At 60.0% G+C, this 23,835-nt stretch carries 27 protein-coding genes and 1 tRNA gene; 15 read left to right on the top strand and 13 right to left on the bottom strand.

What is annotated here, in order from left to right; all coding sequences use genetic code 11:
• The first annotated feature begins 108 nt into the window (after window positions 1–108).
• The 3 genes from ACR0LD_RS02050 to ACR0LD_RS02040 are packed head-to-tail and all read left to right on the top strand — an operon-like array spanning window position 109 to window position 1,963.
• A complete protein-coding gene (locus tag ACR0LD_RS02050; RefSeq protein WP_170337804.1) occupies window positions 109–537 on the top strand; it encodes a VOC family protein in 429 nt (142 codons plus the stop codon).
• Window positions 534–1,235, top strand: a complete 702-nt coding sequence (locus ACR0LD_RS02045; protein ID WP_480635509.1) for a DUF1194 domain-containing protein — start codon at window positions 534–536, stop codon at window positions 1,233–1,235. The genes ACR0LD_RS02050 and ACR0LD_RS02045 overlap by 4 nt, the downstream gene beginning before the upstream one ends.
• Entirely contained in the window at window positions 1,232–1,963 is a 732-nt protein-coding gene (locus tag ACR0LD_RS02040; RefSeq protein ID WP_480635508.1) for a DUF1194 domain-containing protein, read from the top strand. Before ACR0LD_RS02045 ends, ACR0LD_RS02040 begins: the two co-directional genes overlap by 4 nt.
• Here the strand turns inward: ACR0LD_RS02040 and ACR0LD_RS02035 are convergent.
• From ACR0LD_RS02035 to ACR0LD_RS02025, 3 genes are all read right to left on the bottom strand, one after another.
• Window positions 1,957–2,454, bottom strand: a complete 498-nt coding sequence (locus ACR0LD_RS02035; RefSeq protein WP_093962569.1) for a MarR family winged helix-turn-helix transcriptional regulator — start codon at window positions 2,452–2,454, stop codon at window positions 1,957–1,959. The genes ACR0LD_RS02040 and ACR0LD_RS02035 overlap by 7 nt on opposite strands.
• Before the next feature lie 78 nt (window positions 2,455–2,532).
• Window positions 2,533–2,781, bottom strand: coding sequence for a succinate dehydrogenase assembly factor 2 (locus ACR0LD_RS02030; RefSeq protein ID WP_170338258.1), 249 nt, complete (start codon window positions 2,779–2,781; stop codon window positions 2,533–2,535).
• On the bottom strand, window positions 2,778–3,170 hold the full coding sequence (locus tag ACR0LD_RS02025; protein WP_170337797.1) for a helix-turn-helix domain-containing protein: 393 nt from the start codon (window positions 3,168–3,170) through the stop codon (window positions 2,778–2,780). The genes ACR0LD_RS02030 and ACR0LD_RS02025 overlap by 4 nt, the downstream gene beginning before the upstream one ends.
• Window positions 3,171–3,262: 92 nt before the next feature.
• On the opposite strand from ACR0LD_RS02025, the gene ACR0LD_RS02020 reads away from it, so the two are divergent.
• Window positions 3,263–4,465 (top strand): pyridoxal phosphate-dependent aminotransferase, encoded by a 1,203-nt coding sequence (locus ACR0LD_RS02020; RefSeq protein WP_170363090.1) that lies wholly within the window; start codon window positions 3,263–3,265, stop codon window positions 4,463–4,465.
• A 14-nt stretch (window positions 4,466–4,479) separates the two neighbouring features.
• Window positions 4,480–4,881 carry a hypothetical protein gene (locus ACR0LD_RS02015; protein ID WP_093962573.1) on the top strand — a complete coding sequence of 134 codons (402 nt, stop codon included), beginning with the start codon at window positions 4,480–4,482 and terminating at the stop codon, window positions 4,879–4,881.
• 15 nt (window positions 4,882–4,896) lie between these two features.
• Here the strand turns inward: ACR0LD_RS02015 and ACR0LD_RS02010 are convergent, their stop codons facing one another.
• Window positions 4,897–6,249 carry an MATE family efflux transporter gene (locus ACR0LD_RS02010; RefSeq protein ID WP_170370764.1) on the bottom strand — a complete coding sequence of 451 codons (1,353 nt, stop codon included), beginning with the start codon at window positions 6,247–6,249 and terminating at the stop codon, window positions 4,897–4,899.
• A gap of 101 nt (window positions 6,250–6,350) precedes the next feature.
• Window positions 6,351–7,232 carry a polyphosphate kinase 2 gene (gene ppk2, locus ACR0LD_RS02005; protein WP_254429372.1) on the bottom strand — a complete coding sequence of 294 codons (882 nt, stop codon included), beginning with the start codon at window positions 7,230–7,232 and terminating at the stop codon, window positions 6,351–6,353.
• Window positions 7,233–7,414: 182 nt separating this feature from the next.
• Here ppk2 and ACR0LD_RS02000 point away from each other — a divergent pair, with 182 nt between their 5' ends.
• Window positions 7,415–8,293, top strand: a complete 879-nt coding sequence (locus ACR0LD_RS02000; protein ID WP_480635507.1) for an alpha/beta fold hydrolase — start codon at window positions 7,415–7,417, stop codon at window positions 8,291–8,293.
• 45 nt (window positions 8,294–8,338) lie between these two features.
• On the opposite strand, the gene ACR0LD_RS01995 is transcribed toward ACR0LD_RS02000, so the two are convergent.
• The gene (locus tag ACR0LD_RS01995; protein WP_170358483.1) at window positions 8,339–8,947 is read right to left on the bottom strand and encodes a carboxymuconolactone decarboxylase family protein; all 609 of its coding nucleotides are present in this window, start codon (window positions 8,945–8,947) and stop codon (window positions 8,339–8,341) included.
• Window positions 8,948–9,103: 156 nt separating this feature from the next.
• On the opposite strand from ACR0LD_RS01995, the gene parE reads away from it, so the two are divergent.
• The 3 genes from parE (at window position 9,104) to ACR0LD_RS01980 (ending at window position 12,318) form a co-directional block, all read left to right on the top strand.
• The gene (gene parE, locus ACR0LD_RS01990; protein WP_480635506.1) at window positions 9,104–11,062 is read left to right on the top strand and encodes a DNA topoisomerase IV subunit B; all 1,959 of its coding nucleotides are present in this window, start codon (window positions 9,104–9,106) and stop codon (window positions 11,060–11,062) included.
• Entirely contained in the window at window positions 11,055–11,717 is a 663-nt protein-coding gene (locus ACR0LD_RS01985; protein ID WP_480635505.1) for a DUF2971 domain-containing protein, read from the top strand. Before parE ends, ACR0LD_RS01985 begins: the two co-directional genes overlap by 8 nt.
• A 319-nt stretch (window positions 11,718–12,036) precedes the next feature.
• Window positions 12,037–12,318: a DUF1496 domain-containing protein gene (locus tag ACR0LD_RS01980; RefSeq protein ID WP_170338238.1), complete on the top strand. Its 282-nt coding sequence runs from the start codon at window positions 12,037–12,039 to the stop codon at window positions 12,316–12,318.
• 14 nt (window positions 12,319–12,332) lie between these two features.
• Here ACR0LD_RS01980 and ACR0LD_RS01975 read toward each other — a convergent pair whose 3' ends face one another.
• A complete protein-coding gene (locus ACR0LD_RS01975; protein ID WP_480635504.1) occupies window positions 12,333–13,103 on the bottom strand; it encodes an alpha/beta hydrolase in 771 nt (256 codons plus the stop codon).
• A 106-nt stretch (window positions 13,104–13,209) separates the two neighbouring features.
• Between ACR0LD_RS01975 and ACR0LD_RS01970 the strand changes: the two genes are divergently transcribed.
• Window positions 13,210–14,079, top strand: coding sequence for a hypothetical protein (locus tag ACR0LD_RS01970; RefSeq protein ID WP_480635503.1), 870 nt, complete (start codon window positions 13,210–13,212; stop codon window positions 14,077–14,079).
• Here the strand turns inward: ACR0LD_RS01970 and ACR0LD_RS01965 are convergent.
• The gene (locus ACR0LD_RS01965; protein ID WP_480635502.1) at window positions 14,027–14,626 is read right to left on the bottom strand and encodes a glycosyltransferase; all 600 of its coding nucleotides are present in this window, start codon (window positions 14,624–14,626) and stop codon (window positions 14,027–14,029) included. The genes ACR0LD_RS01970 and ACR0LD_RS01965 overlap by 53 nt on opposite strands.
• Window positions 14,627–14,698: 72 nt before the next feature.
• Between ACR0LD_RS01965 and ygfZ the strand changes: the two genes are divergently transcribed.
• Window positions 14,699–15,436, top strand: a complete 738-nt coding sequence (gene ygfZ, locus ACR0LD_RS01960) for a CAF17-like 4Fe-4S cluster assembly/insertion protein YgfZ (protein WP_480635501.1) — start codon at window positions 14,699–14,701, stop codon at window positions 15,434–15,436.
• A 106-nt stretch (window positions 15,437–15,542) separates the two neighbouring features.
• A complete protein-coding gene (locus tag ACR0LD_RS01955) occupies window positions 15,543–16,508 on the top strand; it encodes an ABC transporter transmembrane domain-containing protein (RefSeq protein ID WP_170338230.1) in 966 nt (321 codons plus the stop codon).
• A 40-nt stretch (window positions 16,509–16,548) separates the two neighbouring features.
• Here ACR0LD_RS01955 and efp read toward each other — a convergent pair whose 3' ends face one another.
• Window positions 16,549–17,112 (bottom strand): elongation factor P, encoded by a 564-nt coding sequence (efp, locus tag ACR0LD_RS01950; protein ID WP_093962584.1) that lies wholly within the window; start codon window positions 17,110–17,112, stop codon window positions 16,549–16,551.
• A gap of 219 nt (window positions 17,113–17,331) precedes the next feature.
• Here efp and ACR0LD_RS01945 point away from each other — a divergent pair, with 219 nt between their 5' ends.
• Entirely contained in the window at window positions 17,332–17,652 is a 321-nt protein-coding gene (locus ACR0LD_RS01945; protein WP_093962585.1) for a DUF6280 family protein, read from the top strand.
• A gap of 158 nt (window positions 17,653–17,810) precedes the next feature.
• Complete coding sequence (locus ACR0LD_RS01940; RefSeq protein WP_480635500.1) at window positions 17,811–19,268, top strand: cobyric acid synthase; 1,458 nt, start codon at window positions 17,811–17,813, stop codon at window positions 19,266–19,268.
• 3 nt (window positions 19,269–19,271) lie between these two features.
• On the opposite strand, the gene ACR0LD_RS01935 is transcribed toward ACR0LD_RS01940, so the two are convergent.
• From ACR0LD_RS01935 to ACR0LD_RS01925, 3 genes are all read right to left on the bottom strand, one after another.
• Window positions 19,272–20,090, bottom strand: a complete 819-nt coding sequence (locus ACR0LD_RS01935) for a hypothetical protein (protein WP_480635499.1) — start codon at window positions 20,088–20,090, stop codon at window positions 19,272–19,274.
• Between the two features lie 74 nt (window positions 20,091–20,164).
• Complete coding sequence (locus ACR0LD_RS01930; RefSeq protein WP_170338225.1) at window positions 20,165–21,583, bottom strand: TolC family outer membrane protein; 1,419 nt, start codon at window positions 21,581–21,583, stop codon at window positions 20,165–20,167.
• A gap of 95 nt (window positions 21,584–21,678) precedes the next feature.
• Window positions 21,679–22,332, bottom strand: a complete 654-nt coding sequence (locus tag ACR0LD_RS01925; protein ID WP_170338223.1) for a protein-L-isoaspartate O-methyltransferase family protein — start codon at window positions 22,330–22,332, stop codon at window positions 21,679–21,681.
• A 227-nt stretch (window positions 22,333–22,559) separates the two neighbouring features.
• Here ACR0LD_RS01925 and ACR0LD_RS01920 point away from each other — a divergent pair.
• Window positions 22,560–22,633, top strand: a tRNA-Cys gene (locus tag ACR0LD_RS01920).
• A 219-nt stretch (window positions 22,634–22,852) separates the two neighbouring features.
• Here the strand turns inward: ACR0LD_RS01920 and ACR0LD_RS01915 are convergent.
• The gene (locus tag ACR0LD_RS01915) at window positions 22,853–23,809 is read right to left on the bottom strand and encodes an NAD(P)-dependent oxidoreductase (protein ID WP_480635498.1); all 957 of its coding nucleotides are present in this window, start codon (window positions 23,807–23,809) and stop codon (window positions 22,853–22,855) included.
• Between the last annotated feature and the right edge of the window lie 26 nt (window positions 23,810–23,835).

Raw genomic sequence — 23,835 nt, 5'->3', positions numbered from 1 at the left:
ATGTGCGCTGCGTCGCGCATTTTTCGGTTTCTCTGCGACCGCCCCCTCGACACGCCCCTGCAGCGCGCTAAGCTGCACACAATCATCAACACCGAAAGGATCGCCGAGATGGGGCTGAGATACCTCCACACCATGGTGCGCGTGAAGGATTTGGAAAAATCCATGGCCTTCTACAAGCTGCTGGGACTCCAGGAAACCCGCCGTTACGACAGCGAGGAAGGGCGATTTTCGCTGATCTTCATGGCCCCTCCGGGTCAGGAGGACAGGCCGATCGAGCTGACATGGAACTGGGATGGCGATGAGGGTTTGCCAAGCGACAGCCGCCATTTCGGCCACTTGGCCTATGGGGTCGACAACATTTACGAGACCTGTCAGCACCTTGCCGACAATGGTGTCGTCATCAACCGCCCTCCCCGCGATGGGCGCATGGCGTTCGTGCGCTCGCCTGACAACATTTCGGTTGAACTGCTGCAGAATGGCGATGCCTTGCCCCCGGCCGAACCTTGGGCCAGCATGGAAAGCACCGGCCACTGGTGATCCGCTGGCTGACAGGATTGGGGCTGGCCGTTCTGGCCAGCTCTGCTGAGGCCCAAAACTGCCGGCTGGCCTTGGCGCTTGCTTTGGACATATCCGTTTCGGTCGACGCCAAAGAAGACGCCCTGCAGCGGCAGGGCCTGGCTTCAGCCCTGATCGCTCCTGAAGTCCGGAAAGCGTTCTTTTCCTCGCCGCTGCCCGTAGCCCTGACGGTTTATGAGTGGAGCGGTCGCGACGCCCAGTACATCGTCCTTCCCTGGCGCCTGATCGAGACCGAGGCTGATCTGCTTGTTGTAGCGACACAGGTGAGCGAGTCCCAAAGATCTGACAGCGGCTCGGCCACTGCCATGGGATATGCCCTGGCTTTCGGGGCCTCTCTGATGGAGCAGGCTCCGCAATGCCTGTTTCAAACGATTGACCTGTCCGGGGACGGCTCGAACAATGACGGCTACAGTCCGCAGATCGCCTATCGCCACTTTCCCTTCGACCGCATAACCGTGAATGGGTTGGTCATAAATGCGGCGGATTTCGAAGGGGAGCTGTTCCTCATCCCGTTTTTTGAGAACAACGTCTTGCATGGGCCAAACGCCTTTTTGGAAATCGCGCAAGGGTTCGAAGACTTTGAGCGCGCCATGCGACGCAAGCTGGAACGGGAATTGACCAGCCTTCAGGTCGGCGCGTTGGGGCGCAACGCAAAATGATTACCCGTGCGCTGGCTCTGTGTTGTTTGGCCTTGGGCAGCCCGGCCGCTGCTCAATGCCGGCAAGCCCTGGCGCTTGGGTTGGATGTTTCAGGCTCAGTCGACAGCAACGAATACCGACTTCAATTGGACGGCTTGGCCGCTGCATTGCAACGGCCGGAGGTGGAACGGCTGATCCTGTCGAATCCCGAAGCCCCCGTTCGGATCGCCGTTTTCGAATGGAGCGAAGCAGGTTTCCAGCGGCTGTTGGTCGGCTGGACCGACATTCGGTCCCCGACCGATTTGTCCGGGATTGCGCAACGTCTGCAATCCACGCGTCGGTCATCGGCACCTCAGGGCACAGCGGTGGGGTCTGCCATGCAGTACGGGGCTGATTTGTTGGATGCCCAAGCCGCCTGCTTGAAGCGGACGCTGGACCTCTCAGGAGATGGCAAGCACAATGTCGGCCTCCATCCCAGAGAAGCTAAAGCCCAACTGCAGGCAACCGGCATCACGATCAATGGGCTCGTGATCGGAGCCGATGATCCCAGCACCGGGGACAAGCGGTATGTGCAAATCGGAGAGTTGTCGGCCTATTACAACGCTTGGGTCATTCTGGGGCCCGGAGCCTTCGTCGAAACCGCTTTGGGATTTGAAGCCTACGAAGACGCGATGACGCGCAAGCTGATCAGAGAGCTGGATTCGCTGACCCTGTCCCAAGTTTTGCCATTGAACGGCGTTAGTCAGTAGATGTACCGGATCTGATCCGTCCAATACCGTTCAACCCGGCGCAAAGCGCTGGTAATCTCTTCGATCCCTTCGGTGCCAAGGACACCTTTGGCCTGTAGCCCTTCGGCGTGCCGCGAGAAGAGATCGGCCACGATGTCACGGATTTCCCGCCCCCGAGGTGTCAGACGCACCCGCACCGAACGTCGGTCAATCTCGCATCTCTGGTGATGCATGAACCCCATCTCGACCAGTTTCTTGAGGTTGTAACTGACATTGCTGCCTTGATAATAGCCGCGGCTTTTGAGTTCACCGGCAGTCACCTCGTGGTCACCGATGTTGAACAGCAGCAGCGCCTGCACCGCGTTGATTTCCAGAACGCCGACCCGCTCGAACTCGTCCTTTATGACGTCCAGAAGCAACCGATGCAGACGTTCAACCAATGCCAGCGCCTCAAGATAGCTGGACATGAACCCTTTGGTTCCGGGTGCGGAGACCTGCAATTCCAAACTCATCCGATCCTCCGATTCAATCGCGCCGTTCAGGAAACTTTGACGCGAAATCCCGAAGAATCTGTTAAGTCTGTTTTGCCATTATTTTTGAAATACTTGCGAGATATCGAAGATCATGCTCGCGTAGTGTTCAGGGGCGGCGACCTGCCCGGTTACCCATTGGTAGAGGTCCTGATCGTTTTCGTGCAACAAAGCTTCGTACAGGTCCAATTCGGTCGCAGACATCCGCTCAAGCCGCTGGTCGGCATAGGCAGACAGAATTATGTCCATTTCCTTGATGCCGCGCCGCATCGACCGCATCTTCAGCCGCTTGATCCGGATGTCGTTCATTCGCCTTTCTCCAGCTTCAGCCGCAGCGTTTTCTCGACCCGCGCAAGGCGCTCGGAACTGGCCCGCATCTCGCCCCGGATGGCGCGCAACTCCGCGACCAGCGGTGCCAGCTCCATATCCGCGGCTTCCGCGACGTCCGGAGCATCCATGCCCTCGCCTTCACCGGTTAGCAGCCACATGATCGACACGTTCAACATACCTGCCATCATCGACAGCTTGTTGGCGCGCGGTTCTGACAGGTCATTCTCCCAGGCCACCACAGTGGACTTCTTGACACCCAGCCGGCGGGCCAGTTGGGTCTGGGTCATGCCGGCGGCTTCGCGCGCGCCGGCCACGCGGTCTCCGAATGTCGCGGCCTCGGGTCCGAACCAGTCGGTTTCGTCGCTCATCAAACTCTCCAGTTCTTCAAAAGCATATCGCTTGATCGTGTTTCGGCGGCACCCTATGACAGTCCTGAGCAACATACAAACCGGGGCCCACCATGAGCTTTCTGTCTGCGACACTGTCGCGCGTCAAACCTTCGCCGACCATTGCCATGACGGCCAAAGCCGCCGAGTTGAAGGCCGCCGGACGGGACGTCATCGGCCTCAGCGCAGGTGAGCCCGATTTCGACACGCCGCAGAACATCAAGGACGCAGCCGTTGCCGCAATCGCCGCCGGTAAAACGAAATACACCGCGCCTGACGGCATTCCCGAGCTGAAACAGGCCGCTTGCGCCAAGATGAAACGTGACCACGGGCTGGACTACACGCCCGCACAGATCTCGGTCGGAACAGGTGGCAAGCAGACGCTGTACAATGCGCTGATGGCGACGATGAATCCGGGCGACGAAGTTATCATTCCCGCCCCCTACTGGGTCAGCTATCCGGACATGGTGCTGCTTGCGGGCGGTTCGCCTGTCGTGGTTGAGACCACACTGGAAAACAGCTTTAAGCTGACCCCAGACCAGTTGGAAGCCGCAATCACGCCAAACACCAAATGGTTCATCTTCAACTCGCCGTCGAACCCGACCGGCGCAGGGTACAGCCGCGCCGAACTCAAGGCTCTGACCGATGTTCTGATGCGGCATCCTCATGTCTGGATCATGTCGGACGACATGTATGAACACCTCGCCTATGACGGGTTTGAGTTCTGCACGCCAGCCGAAGTCGAACCCGGGCTGTATGATCGCACGCTCACGTGCAACGGTGTCTCCAAGGCCTATGCCATGACCGGCTGGCGTATCGGCTATGCCGCAGGCCCTGTCGAGCTGATCGCGGCCATGCGCAAGATCCAGTCGCAATCCACGTCGAACCCTTGCTCGATCAGCCAGTGGGCCGCGGTCGAGGCCCTGAACGGCACCCAAGACTTCCTTGCCCCGAACAATGAAACTTTCAAACGCCGACGCGATCTTGTGGTCGGGATGCTGAACCAGATTGACGGCATCACCTGCCCCACTCCCGAGGGCGCATTCTACGTCTATCCGTCCATCGCCGGGTTGATCGGCAAGACCACGCCGGCCGGCACGGTCATCGACACCGACGAGGCCTTCGCGACTGCCCTATTGGAGGAAGCCGACGTAGCCGTAGTTTTTGGAGCGGCGTTCGGCCTCAGCCCCAATTTCCGCGTCAGCTACGCGACTTCAGACGAAGCCTTGACCGAGGCCTGCACCCGCATCCAGCGGTTCTGCGCGTCCCTGAGCTAAGACCGAGGTTCAACATGTCCGCAGCACTGCCCGAATATTACTTTCGCGTCCGCGAGAACGGCGCGGTCGTGTTCAAGATCGACACGGAGAACCGGCAGCGCCGGATCGAAATGGACCAGATCGCGGTGATCAACATCCGCAACGGCGAGGTCAAGCCGCATGGTCAGGGTACCCTGACCGAAGCGGACAAAACCGAAATCGCCCGTTGGATGGACGAACGCAAAGCCCTGCTTGCGCGGCGCGACGTCGACGACATCCACCGCACGATCGATCACCTGAACCTGACCACGCAATGGGCCCAGTCCAAGGCGACCGATACCCAATTGGAAGACATCACGGACCGGTTGCTGCTGGCGATGCACGACTTGCGCACGGTACTGGTGCGCAAGAAGGCCGACCGGCTGGAGAAGGGTTGAGCCTGGCGGTTGTCGCTACGCGGCGGGCGCACCTACCACGCGGACGGATCGCAGCCAGAACCGTCCCATCAGCATGACCGCCGCGCAGGCAAGGCCCAGAACAAGGCCAAGCCAGACTCCGATCCCGGCCATGCCTTGCACGAAACCAAAGTAGTAGGATGCGGGGATCCCCACGACCCAATAGCTGAGGCCTGCCATAACCATGGGCACCTTGGCGTCTTGCAACCCGCGCAGAAGGCCCAGAGCGATTACCTGCGCGCCGTCCACCAGCTGGAACAGGGCCGCCATGGCCAGCAGACCGGTCCCGATGGCCAGAATCTGGGGACGCTGCGGGTCGTCCGGTTCGACAAATACCGAGATGAGCGGCTCGGCGCAGGTCAGGAACAGGATGATTGTCAGCACGGACACCACAAGGGACATGCCCGTGACCGCGATTGCGCCTTTCTCGAGATGCGGTCGATCCTTGCGCCCCAGCGCATTGCCGGCCCGGATCGTTGCTGCATTCGACAGGCCCAGATGCACCATGAAAGTGGCCGAGGCCAGGTTCAGCGCAATCCCGTGCGCCGCCAGCGGCACCTGCCCGATCCACCCCATCATGAAGGCGGACATGGCGAACAGAGACACTTCGGCCAACAAGGTCAGACCGATGGGCACACCCAGCTTCAGGACGCTCAGCAACATTTCCCAATCCGGGCGCCAGAACCGCTGGAACAGGTTATGCTCCGGCAGGACTTTCACCGCGTAAATGATCACCGCCACCAGCGACACGGTCTGCGTGACGACCGACGCAATCGCGGCCCCCATCACGCCCAGTTCCGGCGCGCCCCAGTTGCCGAAGATCAGCGCATAATTCGTAAGTCCATTGACCACTGCCGCCGCGACGGTAATCCACAGCACGATCTGCGTACGCTCCAACGCGGCCAGATAGGATTTAAGAACCATCACCACCAGCGCGGGAAACAGGCCCCAGCCCGCAACCCGCAGATACTCGGACGCGGTTTGCGCCACTTGTGGATCCTGATCCGTGGCGATCAGAATCGGGTAGGACCACCACAGCAGCGGCATGACCAGCATGCCATACAGCAGAGACAGCCACAGACCCATTCGGGTGCTGCGGCGAATGCTGGTTTCATCTTCCTCGGCGGCCGCGGTCGCGACCATCGGCATGACGGCTAGGCCAAATCCGCCTCCGAAAAGAAACAGAACAAAGTAAAAGCTGCTGGCCAGCGTCACCGCGGCCAGTGCCTCGACGCCATACCAGCCCAGCATGATCGTATCCGTCAGGCCAATGGCGAATTGCGCCAGATGACCACCGATCAACGGCAGCCCCAGCACAGCAATGGCCCGGAAATGGGCGGGATATGTCATGACCTTTCTCATCCCGCCAGCCATATGCGCGGCCCCGAGCCGGGGCAAGGGGAGATCTCTGAAATTTCACTTCGAGACCTCGGTGACGCCCGTCGGGCCAATCAGGTGACGCGCGCCTCGGGATGGATCGCCGTACCAAGGATGTGATCCGACCGGTGGACCACATGATGTGCCTGCCCCACGATCAGAGGATCGGGCTGGCCCACGATGCCATGATCCTTGTCCGGATAATCCAGCGTCGACAGGAAATGCCGCATGCAGTTCAGCCGGGCGCGCTTCTTGTCGTTCGACTTGACGATGGTCCAAGGCGCGTCGGCGGTGTCGGTATAGAAGAACATCGCCTCTTTCGCCTCGGTGTAGTCATCCCATTTGTCCAAGCTGGCCTTGTCGATGGGCGACAGTTTCCATTGCTTCAGCGGGTCCGTCTCGCGGCTTTTGAAACGGCGCAGCTGCTCATCCCGTGTCACCGAGAACCAGTATTTATAAAGCTGGATTCCCGACCGAACCATCATGCGCTCCAACTCGGGCGTCTGGCGCATGAACTCGAGGTATTCGTTCGGGGTGCAGAACCCCATCACCCGCTCGACCCCGGCCCGGTTGTACCAGGACCGGTCATAAAAGACCATTTCGCCGACGGTGGGCAATTCCTGGATATAGCGCTGGTAATACCACTGGCCCTTCTCCTCCCAGGTCGGCTTGTTCAGCGCCACCACCCGAGCCTGACGCGGGTTCAGATGCTCCATGAACCGCTTGATGGTGCCGCCCTTGCCGGCGGCGTCGCGACCCTCGAACAACAGCACGAACTTCTGCCCGGTCTCCTGCGCCCACAACTGCACCTTCAACAATTCGGCCTGCAACTGGGCCTTCTGCTTTTCATAAGCCGCCCGGGACAATTTCGAGCGATACGGATACTCCCCGCTTTCAAAGGCCTGCCGGATCTTTTCGCGGGTGGGCGCTTCGGTGTCCGCGTTCGGTTTGGCCATGACGGCCACGGGGGCTGCGGTCGTCTTTTTTCGGATCACTGCGTCCATATGCTCTCTCCTGTGTCACTGTCCGCCGAAACGCCTAGCAGATCTGCATCTTTTCCGCGTTGATCCGTATCAAGTTGACTTCGGCGACGGCTCCGAAAACTCTGCAGGTGTGAACTCAGTCAGGGGCATCCCGCATGGACAGCGAATTCTTCGACCTCAACGGCCACCCGTTCTTCGTCCGCCGCTGGGGCGATCCCAACCTGCCTACGCTTTTGATGTTGCACGGTTTCCCGGAGTATGGCGGCGCGTGGTCCGACCTGGCCCCGCACCTGTCGGACCGCTTTCACTGCATCGCGCCGGACCAGCGTGGCTATGGTCAAAGCTGGGCCCCCGAGGGTATTTCGAACTATGCGCTGTCAAAGCTGGTGTCGGACATGGCCGTGCTGATCGAGCAGGTTGGCGACCCCGTCACTGTGCTGGGACATGATTGGGGCGCCTCGGTGGCTTACGGAATTGCCATGTTCCACCCCAAGTTGGTCAGCCGCCTGATCATCGCCAACGGTGTTCACCCTGTCCCGTTCCAGCGCGAACTTGCGGCAGGAGGCAAACAATCCGAGGCCTCTCAATACATCAACCGCCTGCGCGCGCCCGATGCAGCCGAATTTCTTTCGGCCGGCAACTTCGCCAAGCTCGAACAATTCTTTCGGCATGGCATGGGGTTGGACTGGATGAGCGACGCGCGCATGGGCGACTATCGCACCGAATGGGCCCGCCCGGGACGGCTCGACGCCATGCTTAACTGGTACCGGGCCTCACCCCTTGTGGTGGCTGAGCCAGGCGCGCCCTGCACGGACCTGCCGGAACTGCCCGTTGACAGGCTGAGGGTCCGCTGCCCGCATTTGCTTCTGTGGGGGCCGCGGGACAAAGCCTTGCTTCCCGAATGCTCCGATGGGCTGGAAGAGTTCGCTCCCAACCTGACCCGCATGCAGATCGACGGTACAGACCATTGGCTGCATCACCAGAAACCTCAGGCGGTGGCCGACGCTATTCTCGATTGGGTTCAGGACAACTGAGCCAACTCTTCGCCCGACGCCGAAGGACGCAAGAGGCAGCGCCCTTCACCGATGGCCCCAGTCATCCGGATTGTCCGAATTGTTCGGGGACAACCCCAGAATGTCGCCCTTGGTCGAACAGCCAAGCCCCAGAACGGTGCGGTTGGCATAGGAGAAATAGGCGCAAACCTGATTGATCTCCAGGATCTCACCATCATCCCAGCCAACAGATCGCAACGCGTCGATATCCGCCGCCGCCAGGCCAGCCGGGTTCTCGGTCAGTTTTCGGGCATATTCCATCGCCGCCATCTGTGCGGGGTCCAACGGCGCCGTCTCGGGTGTTTCCGCCTCGACCGCCGCGCGGATGGCCAAACCGCGCTGCTCGTCCCCCAAGAGTCGCTGCAACCCGCTGAAATGATGCTCGACACAATAGCCGCAGCGATTCAACGAGCTGACCCAGACCCCGAGCACTTCCAGAAACCACTTGGGAACCGAGTTTCCTGAATGGTGCAGCACATTCTTGTAGAGCGCCATGTGACCTTCCATCGAATGTGGACGCAGGGAATGCACCATCATGATGTTGTCCACATTGTTCCCAGGCCCCGTGACCCGGTCATACAGCGTCTTCAACCGACCGCGTGCCTCGTCGAATGGTATCGTCTTGATCCAGCTCATCACCTGCTCCTCCAAGATTTCCGCATCTCAGCGGGAAAACCACCCGTTTTGCAACCCGCCGCCGCCCGCAAGTTTGATACAACACCTCGCGTCCCTCTTCCCCCGACCCACATCACCTGCCATAATGGGCCCAACCCAAAAACAAGAGCAGCACCCATGCCCGACGACCTGTTGACGCCCGAATCCACCACCACCTACGACGCCTCCTCGATCGAGGTCCTCGAAGGTCTGGAGCCCGTGCGCAAACGCCCCGGCATGTATATCGGCGGCACCGACGAACGGGCACTGCACCACATGGTGGCCGAAATCCTCGACAACTCGATGGACGAGGCCGTTGCCGGCCATGCCAACCGTATCGAGGTGGAACTGCACGACGATTACGCCCTGACCGTGCGGGACAACGGCCGCGGTATTCCGATCGACCCGCACCCGAAGTTCCCCGACAAATCCGCGCTTGAGGTGATCCTGTGCACCCTGCACGCGGGCGGCAAGTTCTCGGGGAAGGCCTACCAGACCTCGGGCGGTCTGCACGGCGTGGGCGCCTCGGTGGTCAACGCGCTGTCGGATTCGATGGTCGTGCAGGTGGCCCGCAACAAGGAGCTGTACGAACAGCGCTTTTCGCGCGGCATCCCGCTGGGTCCGGTCGAAAAGGTGGGCTCGGCTCCCAATCGGCGCGGCACCACCGTCACCTTCCACGCCGACCCCGAAATCTTCGGCCACCACAGGTTCAAACCCGCCCGCCTGTTCAAATCGATCCGCTCCAAGGCCTACCTGTTCTCGGGCGTTGAAATCCGCTGGAAAACCGCCATCGACGACGGCGAGACACCCACTGAGGCCACCTTCCACTTCCCCGGCGGCCTGTCGGACTACCTCAAGGAGACGATGAACGGCTCCTCGACCTATTCCGAACAGCCCTTCGCCGGAACCGTCGATTTCAACGAGAAATTCGGCACCCCCGGCAAGGTGGAATGGGCGATCAACTGGACACCGTCGCGCGATGGCTTCATCCAGTCCTACTGCAACACCGTTCCGACGCCCGAGGGCGGCACCCACGTGGCGGGCTTCTGGGCCGCGATCCTCAAGGGCATCAAGGCCTACGGTGAACTGATCAACAACAAGAAGGCCGCCCAGATCACCCGCGATGACCTGATCACCGGGGGCTGCGCGCTGGTCTCGTGCTTCATCCGTGAACCCGAATTCGTCGGCCAGACCAAGGACCGTCTTGCCACGGTCGAGGCACAGCGGCTGGTCGAAAACTCGGTCCGCGACCATTTCGACAATTGGCTGGCCGCCGACACCAAATCCGCCGGCGCCATTCTGGATTTCCTCATCCTGCGGGCCGAGGAACGCCTGCGCCGACGGGCCGAGAAGGAAACACAACGCAAGTCCGCCACTAAGAAACTCCGTCTTCCCGGCAAGTTGGTGGACTGTAGTAGTTCAACACGCGACGGCACCGAATTATTCATCGTCGAGGGCGACTCGGCTGGCGGTTCGGCCAAGATGGCCCGCGACCGCAAGACACAGGCCCTGCTGCCCCTGCGCGGCAAGATCCTGAACGTCCTTGGCGCGGCCAGCTCGAAACTGGGCACCAACGCCGAGATCAATGACCTGACGCAGGCGCTTGGCGTAGGGCTGGGCACCAAGTTCAACATCGACGACCTGCGCTATGACAAGGTCATCATCATGACCGACGCCGACGTGGACGGCGCGCATATCGCCTCGCTGCTGATGACCTTCTTCTTCACCCAGATGCGCCCGATGATCGACACGGGCCACCTGTACCTGGCCTGCCCGCCCCTCTACCGCCTGACCCAAGGCGCCAAGCGCGTCTATTGCCTGGACGAAGCCGAGCGCGACGAATGGCTGGAAAAAGGTCTGGGCGGCAAAGGCAAGATCGACGTCAGCCGCTTCAAGGGTCTGGGCGAAATGGACGCCAAGGACCTGAAAGAAACCACGATGGACCCCAAATCGCGGAAATTGATCCGCGTCACCATCGACGAGGACGAACCCGGCGAAACCGGCGACCTTGTCGAGCGCCTGATGGGTAAGAAACCCGAACTGCGGTTCCAGTATATTCAGGAGAACGCGCGGTTCGTGGAGGAGTTGGATGTGTAGTGGAACAAAACGTCTCTACTACTTCACCGGTCCAGAGCATGCCTTAGAAAACGTTGAAATGCGTCACTTAAAACTGTCGTTCCCAGACAAGGTGAACGATATCTTCGAGATGATGCCTTTTGACTTTGGCAAAGACAAAGCATCTAGAATCGCCTGGAAGAAAGCTATCTCAGATGTTTCACAGATTTCCGGGTTTATCTCTTTTAGTAGCGAATGGAACGGTCCATCTATGTGGGGGCACTATGCTCAATACCACAAAGGCGCTTGTCTTGGTTTCGACGTCGCGCGCGACATAGTTGCAAAGATAAAATACAAAAAGAAGTTTGAGAAATTCAACTATGAGATATTTAAATCAAGCGGGCAGTTGTTGGACAAGGTGTCTTACGCTCAAAAGACAAAGAGTGTTCACTGGAAGTATGAAAAGGAATGGAGACTATACACTGGGTTGACTACTGAAGAAAAAGAGCAAAAGCGCAATGGAACTAACTTGTTCTTTCGTTCCTTCAATCAACAACTGGCGCTCCGAGAGGTTATTTTAGGCGCAGATTCGCCGTTAACTTCTCAGCAATTTCAAAAGGCCCTCATTGGTTACGATCAAGTCGAAGTGAAGACCGCTAGACCATCGTTTCGTGGCTTTAAAATCGTAGAACAGTAATCCGCAAGATTGCAAAAGTAGCATCCAATTCACTCTGGATGAGACAAATATTTTTGTCCTTTTTGAGAACCTCGCGCCCGGCCCGAGGGTGGGTGCGGAACGCGCCCGCCCATGGGGGCGGGTCGGGCGCATGCTTGATGCTTTGCATCAAGCATTGGGATTATAGCGTGGCATGTCTCCACAAGCCGCCCGCAAAACCCTTGCCTAACCCGTTGATCTCGTTCACACTTACCCTCAATCCGTCAACCAAGAACGAGCTTTGAGGTTCCGAGCGTCCAAGACCCAATTTGAAAATCGGATATCCGAACGGGAGGACGACATGAAAACTTTGACCCTCGGGCTGGCCCTGACCCTGATGGCCTCGGCAGCCCCCGCGCAGCAGATGCTCAGCACCGCATCCCCCATCCCCGACGGCGCCGAGACCCGGTTCTGCTATTACGAAGGCATGGCCTATTCCGAGGATGCCTTTGTGCTGATGGTCGGTGACAACACCGTCACCAGCACGGTGAGCACGGTGCAGGAACGCCTGTTGCGTTGTTACCGTGAAAGCGACGGCGTGCTGCGTTGGCGGCCGCAGAGCACGTTTCAGGTCAGCAAATAACGCCTGAAGGGCCCCTAGCCCAGCTTCTGGTCCAGCCAGTCCGCGATCTGTGCGGCTGGCTTTTCCCAACCGGGCTCCATGAACAGAAAATGCGCATGACCTTCTGCGGACAGAAAGGTCGCGCGGTCGCCATAGAGTTTCGCCAAGGCACGGCAGGTGTTGGGGTTCACCGCCCTGTCCTCCGAGCCTGAAACGATCAGAACCGGGCAGTCGACCTTGTCGATATCAACCTTCATCGCGTGGTGATCGTCGAACATCCAGAAAAACATCTCGAACATCACCCGCCCGCTTTCCGGGCCAAGCTGATCGAAGACCGCATGCTGCTGGGCTTCGGGCATTTTGTTCAATGCAAATGGGGCCATCAGGTCGAAGTCGACGCGCATGGGCTGCTTCCAGAAGGCCCCGCCCTCCATCAAGGCGCGCGGCACGGCGCGTTCGTCATCGGTTTCCGGCAGGGTGCCCCAGGCCGCGTTCGGGTTGATCAACACGATGGCGCTGGCTAACCCGCGAGACGCAACCTGCTGGGCAACGACGCCCGCAATGGCATGCCCAAGGATCACGGGTTTGCTGTCCAACCCCTGGACGAATTCTGCAATGTCGTTGGCATAATCCAGCACGCTGGTGTCGGTCAGACCCGCATCGGGCTCGGCTGCGGGATCGCCGCCATGGAATCTCAGCGCCGGGGTGTGCGCCGTCCATCCACGGGCGCGGAAGAACTCCGCATAGTCCGCCATGCACCACGGCCCGGCAAACGCCCCGTGGATCAGCACAATCTCTTTGCTCATCACGTTCTCCCTCCGGCTCCTGACCCGAGTATGGGCATCCTGACACGCGTTACAACTGCACGTGATCGCTGTTGCGTGGGAAGACTGACCACTTAAACTCGGGTGCATGAGCTTCATCACCGACTATCAGCTGCCCCTGCTGTTGCTGTTCTTTCTGGCCGGATCGATTGGCACCGCGTTCCTGTTTCGCAAACCAGCGGGTCACCGGGCATGGAAGCTGGCCGACCTCGTGTGGGTCGTGTTGGGTGGGCTGGGCGCGCTGGTGGCGGTCATGGCGGGGCTCTACAAATCCGACAGCTCAAGGTTGGACAGGCAGATCGACGTTGCCTATGCGGCGACACTGGCCTTCGATCGCGACGCCGCGCGGTTCCGGCTGCGGTTCTGCGATCCGGCCTACGATCCGGACACGGCGGTTTTGTGCGACAAGGTCGAGTTCCTGTCGGCCTCGACCGCCAGCAACGCCGACCTGCCGCTGTTCATCGCCGTCACCAACGAAGTTGCGCCGCTGCAGGGCCTGAACTTTATCTTCGGCGCACGGTCCCGAGACCAGATGGGTGACATTCAGGACATGGCTGCCAAAGCCGATGCCTTCGACATCGAGCAATTCCTGGTATTCACCACGCTGGACGAAGAAACGCAGACCGCTATCGACAACATGCGGCGGAAAGTGCCGGCAATCGCCGGAGACTATATGATCCTCGCGCAAAGCTATGATGACCTGATCGCTCAGGTCGCCAAACTGAAGGGAGAGTGGGAGTATCTTCAGGAAAACGCCCACATTCTCGTGCTACAGATCATCGCGCTGTGTCTTGTCAGCTTTGCGGCACCATTCCGGTTGGGCAAATCTGTTGTCGAGTTGCGGTCCAACCTCATCGCCGAGCCGACGGCGCGGCAGCCACCCCCTGAAGCATCTGTGACCGGGGTTACTGAGGTGGCGCCTCAGGACGCGTCCGACCACGGCGCCCGGCACCTGTAATGGCACGCGCCCGCAACAGAGTCGCGCGCGGCAGAGAGCGCATGAACGCCTCCTCCTTCCCCGGTTGATCCGGATATCCGCCGGCGGCCTTGTACAATTGCGCCGGCAGCAGCAGACCTTGATCACCAGACGCCAGTCCGAAGACCCAGCTGCGCAGATTGGCCCAACCTGCCGTCAAACTCGGCATCAGGCCTGAGGACCGGAACCCAAGGAGGAACACACCCGGACGCCGCGTTACAAGGTGCTCGGCCACCGCGTCGGTCCATCCCGGCTCAAGCTCGGTCCCCGGACGGATGATCAGCAACCAGTCGCCCACCGCGGCGTCGCATCCCACGCGCAGCTGCGCGGTACGGGACCCGGCCCCGGCAACGATCCGGGTACCTGCTTCATCGGCAATACGCAACGTATGATCGGTCGACCCTCCATCGGCGATGACAAGTTCGCGGATCAGACCGGCGTGCAGACCTTCCATCAGGGTCATCAGCGAGCGCGCGAGTTCGGTTTGGGAATCGAATGTCGGAATCACGATACTGATCGGGGCGGACACGTTCGAAACCTCTGGTCTTGGCAACGGGTTCGCTTATATCACCGCTCTCAGGGCAATGACGAGGACCCAAAGATGAGCACCCGCCGCATTTTGCGCCTGACCGGCACGGATACCGACAGCTTCTTGCAAGGTCTGGTCACCAATGACACCCGCAAGCTGGACGATGGTCTTGTCTACGCGGCCATCCTGACCCCGCAGGGCAAGTACCTGGCCGATTTCTTTCTGAAACGCGATGGCGACTCGGTACTGCTGGACGTGGCTGAGGGGATGGCGGATGCACTGATCAAGCGGCTGAACATGTACAAGCTGCGGGCGGACGTGCGTATCGAGGAAACCAACTTGTACCTGCAACGCGGAACCGGGCCCGCACCCGAAGGCGCCCTGCCCGATCCTCGTCACCCCGATATGGGCTGGCGCGCGTATTCTGACGCCCCCGAAGCCGATGATGGAACGGATTGGGACGCAATTCGGGTGCGTCATTGCATCCCGGAAACCGGGATCGAGCTGACACCGGACACGTATATCCTCGAGGCCGGATTCGAGCCGCTCAACGGCGTCGATTTCAAAAAGGGCTGCTATGTCGGGCAAGAGGTAACCGCTCGCATGAAGCACAAGACCCAGTTGCGCAAGGGGCTGCGGGTTGTCGCCATCGACGGCGCGGCTCCGGTCGGCTCCGAAATCCTCTCGGCGGGAAAACCAGCCGGTACGCTGTTCACGCAATCGAACGGACAGGCCATCGCCTATCTGCGCCTTGATCGGGCGGGCGACGACATGCAGGCCGGAGACGCCCGGCTGCGTCTGCTGGATTGAGCCTGTTGCCCAACCGGCACGACCACTAACCGGGCTGCTTTGCAAACGTTTTATCCGGCCCGGCCACACGGTAAGACTTGAGGCACTTGGCTGATCGGGTGCCTGCATGCTCCAACTGTATTCAGCCATCTGGCGCGCCAGCGCCGGACGGCAAGTCATACTGATCCTGTTGTCCTTGTCGGTCGCAGCTCTTGCCGCGGCCCCGTTGGAGTTTCAACGGGACATCATCAACCATCTGACCTCGGACAATATCGAGGCGCCTCATCTCCTGCTGCTGGGTGCCGGCATGATGGGGGTGATCCTGCTGAGCCTCGCTCTGAAGTGGGTGTTGGGATATCGCGCGGGGACATTGGGCGAAGACATGATCCGTCGCATTCGCCAGCTTTTGCTGGCCCGCACCGTGGACGTGGACGAGTCGGGCGAGAATGTCCGCAAGGGAACCATGACGACGGCCATTTCTGCCGAAGCCGAAGAACTGGGCAAATTCGCAGGCGGCGCGTTCTCGGACCCGGTCGTACAAATCGGAACCTTGGTCAGCGTGATTGGCTACATCTCGTCGACGCAACCCTGGCTGGGACTGATTGCCCTTTCGATGATCGCACCGCAGATCCTTATCGTTCTCGTCTCGCAGAGAAAGGTGAACGTGTTCGTGGCGGACCGCGTCCGCATATTGCGTAGCGCGACCGACCATCTGACGATCGAAAACATCGAGGCCGTGACTCAAGAAGTGCACGACCAGTTCGACGCGATCTACGACACCCGGCGGCGGATGTTCCTGTGGAAATTGTCGGCCAAGTTTCTGCTGAGCGTGATCAACGGTGCAGGCACCGTCGGTGTTCTGATGCTGGGCGGATGGCTGGTTCTGCAAGGAGAAACCGACGTGGGAACCGTGGTCGCCGCGACCAGCGGTCTGGCCCGGATCCAGGGGCCGACCGGGTTTCTCATCGCTTTTTACCGGCAGGTCAGCGCCAATCGCATCAAGTTCGAGCTGTTGCTGGAACTGTTCGGCCCGGACCGCGCCCGCTACCGCCGGGGCGGGGCCGCCTCGCAAGAAAAAAACCGCGCCGAATAGCGGCGCGGTTTCTTGGTCTTTCTCCGAGTATGACGCGACGTTACGCGCGCTCGGAATATTCCATGGTCTCGGTGTTCACGACGATCATCTCGTCCTGCGCGATGAACGGCGGCACCATGACTTTGACCCCGTTGTCCAGAACCGCCGGCTTGAACGAGTTCGCCGCAGTCTGACCTTTAACGACCGGTTCAGTCTCGACGACCTTGCAGACGACTTTCTGAGGCAGCGTCGCGTTCAGCGCCTCGCTTTCATAGAATTCGACCACGATGGTCATCCCGTCCTGAAGGAACGGACGACGGTCACCCAGCAAATCTGCAGGCAATTCAATCTGTTCATAGGTCTCGGCATCCATGAATACCAGCATCCCGTCGCTTTCATACAGGAACTGCTGGTCTTTCTGCTCCAACCGAACACGCTCGACCTTGTCCGCTGAACGGAACCGCTCGTTCAGTTTCGAACCGTTGCGCAGGTTCCGCAATTCCACCTGTGCAAAGGCACCGCCTTTGCCCGGTTTGACGTGATCGACCTTGACCGCCGCCCACAGACCGCCGTTATGCTCAAGCACATTGCCCGGGCGAATTTCGTTCCCATTGATCTTGGGCATGACATATTTCCTTCACACATGGTTGATGCGTCAGTTGTCGTCCCTATATCTGGCGGGACCGATCCATGCAATACAACGAAACCTAGTGCTGCACCTGCAGAGAGCCATGCAAATGACGCAACGCAACTATGCAAATTAGGTGTATCCGAATCGCACTAAATAGGTCATAAGGACCGCCACGCCGAAAATTACAAGAGCAAGAACAACAAGGAAAACGAGATGAGAGATTTCGTTGACGGCACCGCCTTTAACAATGAGCAAGGCAACCGTGCCCGCAAACTTTTCGCGGCCGTTGTGCTGGCTGCACTCGATGATGCCATCGCCGATGACAAGAAATACGGCAATGGCCCGGAACAAATCGCCCGCTGGGCACGCTCGCGCGATGGTCGCGAAGTGCTGTCTTGCGCTGGCATCGACCCGAACGAACGGGTTGTCCACGGACTGATGGAGTTCGTTGGCCGTGGCGTGCGTACGTCCGTCGCCCTGTCGCGCGAAGAAAGCGAACGCCGCAACGCTGCACAGCAGGCCGAAGCCGCCTAAGGCTTTGCCCGACCCAAAAACGCGCGCCGTTACTTTCGGCGCGCTTTTTTTTGCCCTGTACGCAGCGGAATGGTCGCATTCGTCGTGCAAATGGCCCGATCCACGCTTTCGTCGGCTGAATAAATGCGGTCATCTGCCAACATCCGCAGGAGGCTCAGATGGTTCGCGCGATCATGATTCAGGGGACCGGCAGCAACGTCGGCAAGTCGGTGCTTGTGGCCGGGCTGGCCCGGGCCTTTGCGCGGCGAGGCTTGAAGGTTGCCCCCTTCAAACCGCAGAACATGTCCAACAACGCCGCAGTAGCCGCAAATGGAGGCGAGATTGGCCGCGCCCAGGCGCTGCAGGCCCGGGCGGCGGGGCGCCCGCCGCATACGGACATGAATCCAATCCTTCTGAAGCCGGAAACCGATACCGGTGCGCAAGTGATCGTTCAGGGCAAGCGGGCGGGAACGATGCGGGCCAAGGACTATCGCAGGGACAAATCCAAGCTTCTGAACGCTGCGCTCGAGAGCTTTGCCAGGCTTTGCCAAGATGCCGACCTTGTGCTGGTCGAGGGCGCCGGCAGTCCGGCCGAGACCAACCTGCGGGCAGGCGACATCGCCAACATGGGCTTTGCCTGCGCCGCGAATGTGCCCGTCATATTGGTGGGAGACATTCACCGGGGCGGTGTCATAGCGCAGATCGTCGGCACCCATGCAGTGCTAGAGAACGCTGACCTTGCAATGATCCGCGGCTTTGCGATCAATCGTTTCAAGGGAGACGTCAGCCTGTTTGATGACGGGCGCGACGACATTGCGGCACGCACCGGATGGCCTTGTCTGGGCGTCGTTCCCTGGTTTGGCGATGCTTGGAAACTACCGGCCGAAGACATGATGGATATCCGCTCGCACGCCGGCGGCACCTGCAAGGTTGCGGTGCCGCAGTTGGAGCGCATGGCGAATTTCGACGATTTGGACCCGCTGTCTGCCGAGCCGGGTGTTTCGGTCGAGATCATTCCGGCTGGCCGCCCCCTTCCCGGTGACGCGGATCTGGTGATTCTCCCGGGCAGCAAATCAACGATCGGAGATTTGGCCTTTTTCCGCAAACAGGGTTGGGACATCGACCTGTATGCCCATGTACGGCGGGGCGGCCATGTTCTTGGCCTCTGCGGCGGGTATCAGATGCTGGGCCGGGTGATCGCCGACCCCGACGGAGTGGACGGCAGACCCGGCAGCGTCGATGGGCTGGGTTTGTTGGACGTGGAAACGGTTATGTCCGGGGAAAAGCGGGTCGAACTGCGATCAGCGCAGGCCTTGCCCGGCGGCGAGCCTGTCACCGGCTACGAAATCCACATGGGGCGCACCCAAGGTCCGGATACTGCCCGCGCATGGTTGCAGGTGGAAGGGCGCCCGGAAGGCGCCGCATCGAGAGACGGGCGCGTTCTGGGAAGCTATTTGCACGGCATTTTCGCGTCAGACGCCTTCCGCGCGTCGTTTCTGCAGCGGTTTGGAGCCAAGTCGGAACTGGCATACGAAGTCAGTGTTGAGCAAACGTTGGAGTCTTTGGCCGATCACCTTGAACAGCATATGGACCTTGATGCCCTGCTGTCACTGGCAGCTGAGCCTCGGTTCGGCTGAGCGTCAATCCAAATTCTGAGCGGCCAAAGCGCGGTTGATCTCGCGCCGCACCAGCTTGCGAATGTTGCGGGTGATACGTTCACCCAGCGCGCCCTGCAGTTCCTGACGGACGATGTCTGCGATCAACTCACGCAATTCGTCTTCATCCATCGTGCCGGTCGCCATCGCCGGCGTTTCCTGATCCAGCTTTACCTCGGCCTCAGAGGCATCCCGGTTGTCCCGGATAAACGTGGCAGGCGTTGTTTCCTCGTCGCTGTCAGCGTCCATCTCAGCTTCGGACGCAGCCGCATCCTTCGACGTCGAAAACCCGGCGTCCGAGGCCCAACTGACCGTGTCGGTGCGCGTGCCGGAATAAGCGTCGTCGCTTTCACCGTCAGGCTCCCACTGATCTTCGGTCCGCGCAATCGCAGCCTCAAGAGCCGCGATCTTGGCGCTCAGACTTCCGGCCAGATCCCTGCGGCCTTCGCGATCATCCGAAGACTCACCGCCAATGTCATTGATTGCCGGCGTTCCGGGACGAACGATATCGCAAGACCGCAACCGCATAGGTTGTGACAGGTCGTTGGCCGGGCGCACCGCGCCGACATTCGCAGCATGCTGCGAGGCCGCCTCAGCCGAGATCTTTTGGGCCAGTTTCAAAGGTGCTTTTGGATCCTCGGCCGGTGTGCCAACCCGCAGGGCATCCGTCAAAACCAGGCGTCCCGGCTTGCGAGCCGCAGTCGCTTTGATCAGGTTCGGGACCTTGCGCCCTTCTTCGCTGACCAAACGCTTGATCGACGACAATACGTCTTCGACACCTGCTTTGACACTGCTATCCGTCATTGTTCTCTACCGCTCTGACCTTTTGGACCAGTGTATCCAATCCGGTCGAACCTAACAACAGATAGTGTGGCTGATCACTCGCGCCGCAAAGCTTTGAGAACTCGATCCAGGTCGCGGCTTTGCTTGCTGATCTGTGCTGGCGCTTTTTTGACCAGGTTGTAGTAGAGCGTCGGGTCGTAAATCTGTACCGCCAATCCAAGACGCTCGGCAGTCAACAGACCTTGTGCCTGCAACAACTGATAGGCAGCCAAAGACCGTTCCGTCCGCGAGGCAACTTCGGCCAATTGTGCGTCCAGCAAATCCTGCTGAGCGGTCAGAACGTCCAGCGTGGTCCGAGCCCCCAACGTGGCCTCTTCGCGAATCCCGTCAAAGGCGACCTGCGATGCGCGTACCCGTTCGACGGATGCCCGCAGACTGGCAGTGGCCGTTTCGAAGCGCACATAGGCGTCGGTCACACCCTGAGTGATGTCTTTCTGCACATTCAGAAGGTTGGCGCGCGATGCGTCCCGCTGAGCCATTGCGCGGCGCACGTTGGCCGCCAATCGACCACCGGCATAGATGGGCTGATTGAAATTCAACGAGATGGACGCATCGTTGGTATAGTCGTCGTTGTCATAGCTTTCCGTGATCCCCGCGTCTGCGTTCAAGCTGACATTCGGACCGAGACCCGCGCGCTGCTGCTGCACGGTCAGATCCAAGGCACGCACCTGATGCTGCGCCGAAAGGATTGCCGGATGGTTTCTTTGTGCCAGGCTGATGGCCTCGGCCAATGAACCGGGCAGCTTCGGCAGACGCGGCTGGCCCGCAGTACGACCAGGCTGTTTGCCGACGGCATTCACGTATTCCGCTTGGGCGGTGCTCAGGTCGCCTCGCGCATCGGCCAAATCAGCCTGCGAGCTTGCCAACTGCGCTTCGGACAGCGCGACGTCGGTCCGGGTGACCTCACCGACTTCAAAACGGTCCTGCGTGGCCCGCAGTTCCTCGCCCGAGAGATTGACGTTGTTCTGGCGAATCTGAACCGTTTCTTCCTGCAGCAGAACACTCAGATAAGCCGTCGTTGCGCGGAACAGAACCTGTTGCTCAATATCGATCAATGCCTGGCGGGTTGCCAGAACTGTTTCCTGAGCCGACTGTTTCCCGAGAATCGATGCACCGCCGTCATAGACCAACTGGCTCAGCGTTAACCCCGAGAAGAAGCGCGATGGTTCGACCGTCGACACCACAGTTCCGGCGCGGGTCTTGGCGTAATCCTGGCTGACACGGACGGTCCAGTTGATGATCGGGCGCAGGGCCGACAACGCGATTGCAACGTCTTCGTCGGCTGCGCGCAGCAAGGCGCGGTTCTGTTCCAACAGCCCGCTTGTGTTGTATGCACCGATGAACGCGTCGGTCAGATTGTCCGCCAAAACCGAGCGCCCCGGCATCACGCTCAGCGCGATTCCCGCCGTCAGAGCGACTGCCTTGACCAGCTTCCCTCCAGCCGTTCCAAGCATACCCAAATCCTCTCAAATCAAAATAACGCAAGCCCGCAGGCAGTTTGCGCCTTTGTTTTCAACTAATCAAGGGACCGCGGAAAACCGCTGATCGACTATAGCGAAAATGCACACTCGGCCGAAAACGCCGGCAGTACCGGGGCGTTTGCGTTGAAGCCATGACGCCAAGTCACCCGCCCATCGGACTTTCGACCAATGCGAACGGTGCCCAGATTGCCTTCGACGAACAGGCAGGCGATGCGGCCATGATCTTTCAGTTGATCGAGTAGGGCATCGGGCAGACGTTCCACACCGCCTTGGATGATAATGACATCATAGGGGCCATGCTCGGCCGCCCCCTGCTCCAAAGGTCCGACATGAATGATCGCGTTGTCGATATCCGCCTCCATCAGGCGGGACTGCGCGTCGGCTGCGTTGGCCTCGTCATCCTCGACGCCCACCACAAGCTGCGCCATGTTCGCGGCCACGGCGGTCGAGTATCCGAACGCTGGGGCGATATCCAGAACCACCTCGTCATTCGAAATATTCAATGCATCCAGCATCTTCGCCAGAGTCCTCGGCTCCAGCAGGCAGCGCCCGTTTCCCAGGTCGATCAGGTCGCCAGCATAGGCCACTTCGCGACTGGCATCCGGCACGAAGTTCTCACGCTGGACCTTCAGCATTGAATCGATGATCGGGAATTTGGTGACATCAGAGGGCCTGATCTGAGTGTCTACCATCGTGTGGCGTCGGGCTGCGAAATCCGTCATGTGACCGCTCGTATATTTCCCATGGTTGCTCGGCTTTTGCCACATCCGATCCCGCCCGGCAACGGCCAGCCCGGCAAAAATTGCAGGCCGCGACAAAAGTTGCCACTGCGCTGACCGACCATCCAACGCCGTGGTCGGCGGAATTTTCAGCAACCCTCTGGACGTTGTTCGGGAAAGCTGCTAGAACCGCGTCTGCACCACGTCAAGTAATTGAAATTGCTTGAAAAGGCGAGTTGGCGGAGTGGTGACGCAGCGGATTGCAAATCCGTGTACACCGGTTCGATTCCGGTACTCGCCTCCAACTTTCCAGCCTCGCATTGCATCGCTGTTCTCTGGTCCTGTGATAGTCGCCTGGACCAGTTTGTTGATACGAAACGCCAAAATACGCGCGGAGATGGTTAGCGCAGCCGAGCTAACCAGTAATTTCCGGGCAAGGATTTAGTCCGCGCTGGGTCACCAGCGACGCGGTCGGTACATGCGAGCCCCCCCGGAAAGGGCGTGCCTTGCGCTGACCGTCGGCTCAAACTGTGCTTCGGCCTTGAGGAATCACCTCATACCCCGGCTCTTCCGGTTCATCGTCCTGCATCTCGGCCGGAAAACCGGGCGCGGTAATGCTCAGCCCGGTTGCATCCTCGAGCCGTCGAATGACGTTGGGCGACAGCTCGCGCGCGCCATAGCGGGCGATGGCGTCGTCGAAGATCTTAATCATCAACGGGTTCATCTCCAACGGCACGCCGACGCGGTCGGCGACCTCCTGGAACAGGCCGATATCCTTTTTCACCAGGTCCATGGTGAAGGAAATATCGCGCGAGCCGTTCAGGATCACCTGGCTTTCGGTCTCATGCACGAAGGACGTGCCGGACGAAATCTTGATCGCCTCGTAGGTGGTGTTCAGGTCCATCCCGGCGGCCTTGGCGGTCACCAGCGCCTCGGCGCAGGTGATCAGGTTGGCAGTGGCCAGATAGTTGGTCAGCACCTTCAGAACCGAGGCCGTGCCCAGATCGCCGGTATGCAGAATGCGCCGGCCCATGGTCGTAAGGAACGGCAGGATACGCTCGAACGTGGCCCGGTCGCAGCCCGCGAAGATCGAGATATTGCCCGTGGCCGCCCGGTGGCACCCGCCCGAAACCGGGCAGTCCACCGCCGCCCCGCCGCGTTCGATCACCATGGCCCCCAGGCGTTTGACCTCGGCCTCGTCGGTGGTGGACATCTCCATCCAGATCTTACCGTGGGTAACCTCGGGCAGCATCTGCTGCATCACTGCGTCCGAGGCAGCGGGCGACGGCAGGCAGGTGATGACCGCATCGCAATCGCGCATCATCTGGGCCGGGCTTTCACCGGCTTTTGCTCCCTTGGCGGCGAACTCCGCCACAAGATCGGGGTTCAGGTCGTGTACCGTCAGGTCGATACCGTTGCGCAGCAGCGACCCCGACAGCTTGCCCCCCACATTGCCCAAACCGATGAACCCGACCTTCATGTTCTGCCCTCCTGCAGGCGCGTTTT

The sequence above is a fragment of the Ruegeria sp. BF8 genome (assembly GCF_056538625.1).
Note: the sequence above shows the minus strand (reverse complement) of the source record. Positions and strands in the feature narration are given on the sequence as shown.

What these genes read in the sequence shown, in the direction of transcription:
- ACR0LD_RS02050 (WP_170337804.1), top strand. Translation starts at nt 109, where the DNA reads ATGGGGCTGAGATACCTCCACACCATGGTGCGCGTGAAGGATTTGGAA.
- ACR0LD_RS02040 (WP_480635508.1), top strand. Translation starts at nt 1,232, where the DNA reads ATGATTACCCGTGCGCTGGCTCTGTGTTGTTTGGCCTTGGGCAGCCCG.
- ACR0LD_RS02035 (WP_093962569.1), bottom strand. Translation starts at nt 2,454, where the DNA reads ATGAGTTTGGAATTGCAGGTCTCCGCACCCGGAACCAAAGGGTTCATG.
- ACR0LD_RS02030 (WP_170338258.1), bottom strand. Translation starts at nt 2,781, where the DNA reads ATGAACGACATCCGGATCAAGCGGCTGAAGATGCGGTCGATGCGGCGC.
- ACR0LD_RS02025 (WP_170337797.1), bottom strand. Translation starts at nt 3,170, where the DNA reads ATGAGCGACGAAACCGACTGGTTCGGACCCGAGGCCGCGACATTCGGA.
- ACR0LD_RS02020 (WP_170363090.1), top strand. Translation starts at nt 3,263, where the DNA reads ATGAGCTTTCTGTCTGCGACACTGTCGCGCGTCAAACCTTCGCCGACC.
- ACR0LD_RS02015 (WP_093962573.1), top strand. Translation starts at nt 4,480, where the DNA reads ATGTCCGCAGCACTGCCCGAATATTACTTTCGCGTCCGCGAGAACGGC.
- ACR0LD_RS02010 (WP_170370764.1), bottom strand. Translation starts at nt 6,249, where the DNA reads ATGACATATCCCGCCCATTTCCGGGCCATTGCTGTGCTGGGGCTGCCG.
- ppk2 (WP_254429372.1), bottom strand. Translation starts at nt 7,232, where the DNA reads ATGGCCAAACCGAACGCGGACACCGAAGCGCCCACCCGCGAAAAGATC.
- ACR0LD_RS02000 (WP_480635507.1), top strand. Translation starts at nt 7,415, where the DNA reads ATGGACAGCGAATTCTTCGACCTCAACGGCCACCCGTTCTTCGTCCGC.
- ACR0LD_RS01995 (WP_170358483.1), bottom strand. Translation starts at nt 8,947, where the DNA reads ATGAGCTGGATCAAGACGATACCATTCGACGAGGCACGCGGTCGGTTG.
- parE (WP_480635506.1), top strand. Translation starts at nt 9,104, where the DNA reads ATGCCCGACGACCTGTTGACGCCCGAATCCACCACCACCTACGACGCC.
- ACR0LD_RS01985 (WP_480635505.1), top strand. Translation starts at nt 11,055, where the DNA reads ATGTGTAGTGGAACAAAACGTCTCTACTACTTCACCGGTCCAGAGCAT.
- ACR0LD_RS01980 (WP_170338238.1), top strand. Translation starts at nt 12,037, where the DNA reads ATGAAAACTTTGACCCTCGGGCTGGCCCTGACCCTGATGGCCTCGGCA.
- ACR0LD_RS01975 (WP_480635504.1), bottom strand. Translation starts at nt 13,103, where the DNA reads ATGAGCAAAGAGATTGTGCTGATCCACGGGGCGTTTGCCGGGCCGTGG.
- ACR0LD_RS01970 (WP_480635503.1), top strand. Translation starts at nt 13,210, where the DNA reads ATGAGCTTCATCACCGACTATCAGCTGCCCCTGCTGTTGCTGTTCTTT.
- ygfZ (WP_480635501.1), top strand. Translation starts at nt 14,699, where the DNA reads ATGAGCACCCGCCGCATTTTGCGCCTGACCGGCACGGATACCGACAGC.
- ACR0LD_RS01955 (WP_170338230.1), top strand. Translation starts at nt 15,543, where the DNA reads ATGCTCCAACTGTATTCAGCCATCTGGCGCGCCAGCGCCGGACGGCAA.
- efp (WP_093962584.1), bottom strand. Translation starts at nt 17,112, where the DNA reads ATGCCCAAGATCAATGGGAACGAAATTCGCCCGGGCAATGTGCTTGAG.
- ACR0LD_RS01945 (WP_093962585.1), top strand. Translation starts at nt 17,332, where the DNA reads ATGAGAGATTTCGTTGACGGCACCGCCTTTAACAATGAGCAAGGCAAC.
- ACR0LD_RS01940 (WP_480635500.1), top strand. Translation starts at nt 17,811, where the DNA reads ATGGTTCGCGCGATCATGATTCAGGGGACCGGCAGCAACGTCGGCAAG.
- ACR0LD_RS01935 (WP_480635499.1), bottom strand. Translation starts at nt 20,090, where the DNA reads ATGACGGATAGCAGTGTCAAAGCAGGTGTCGAAGACGTATTGTCGTCG.
- ACR0LD_RS01930 (WP_170338225.1), bottom strand. Translation starts at nt 21,583, where the DNA reads ATGCTTGGAACGGCTGGAGGGAAGCTGGTCAAGGCAGTCGCTCTGACG.
- ACR0LD_RS01925 (WP_170338223.1), bottom strand. Translation starts at nt 22,332, where the DNA reads ATGACGGATTTCGCAGCCCGACGCCACACGATGGTAGACACTCAGATC.
- ACR0LD_RS01915 (WP_480635498.1), bottom strand. Translation starts at nt 23,809, where the DNA reads ATGAAGGTCGGGTTCATCGGTTTGGGCAATGTGGGGGGCAAGCTGTCG.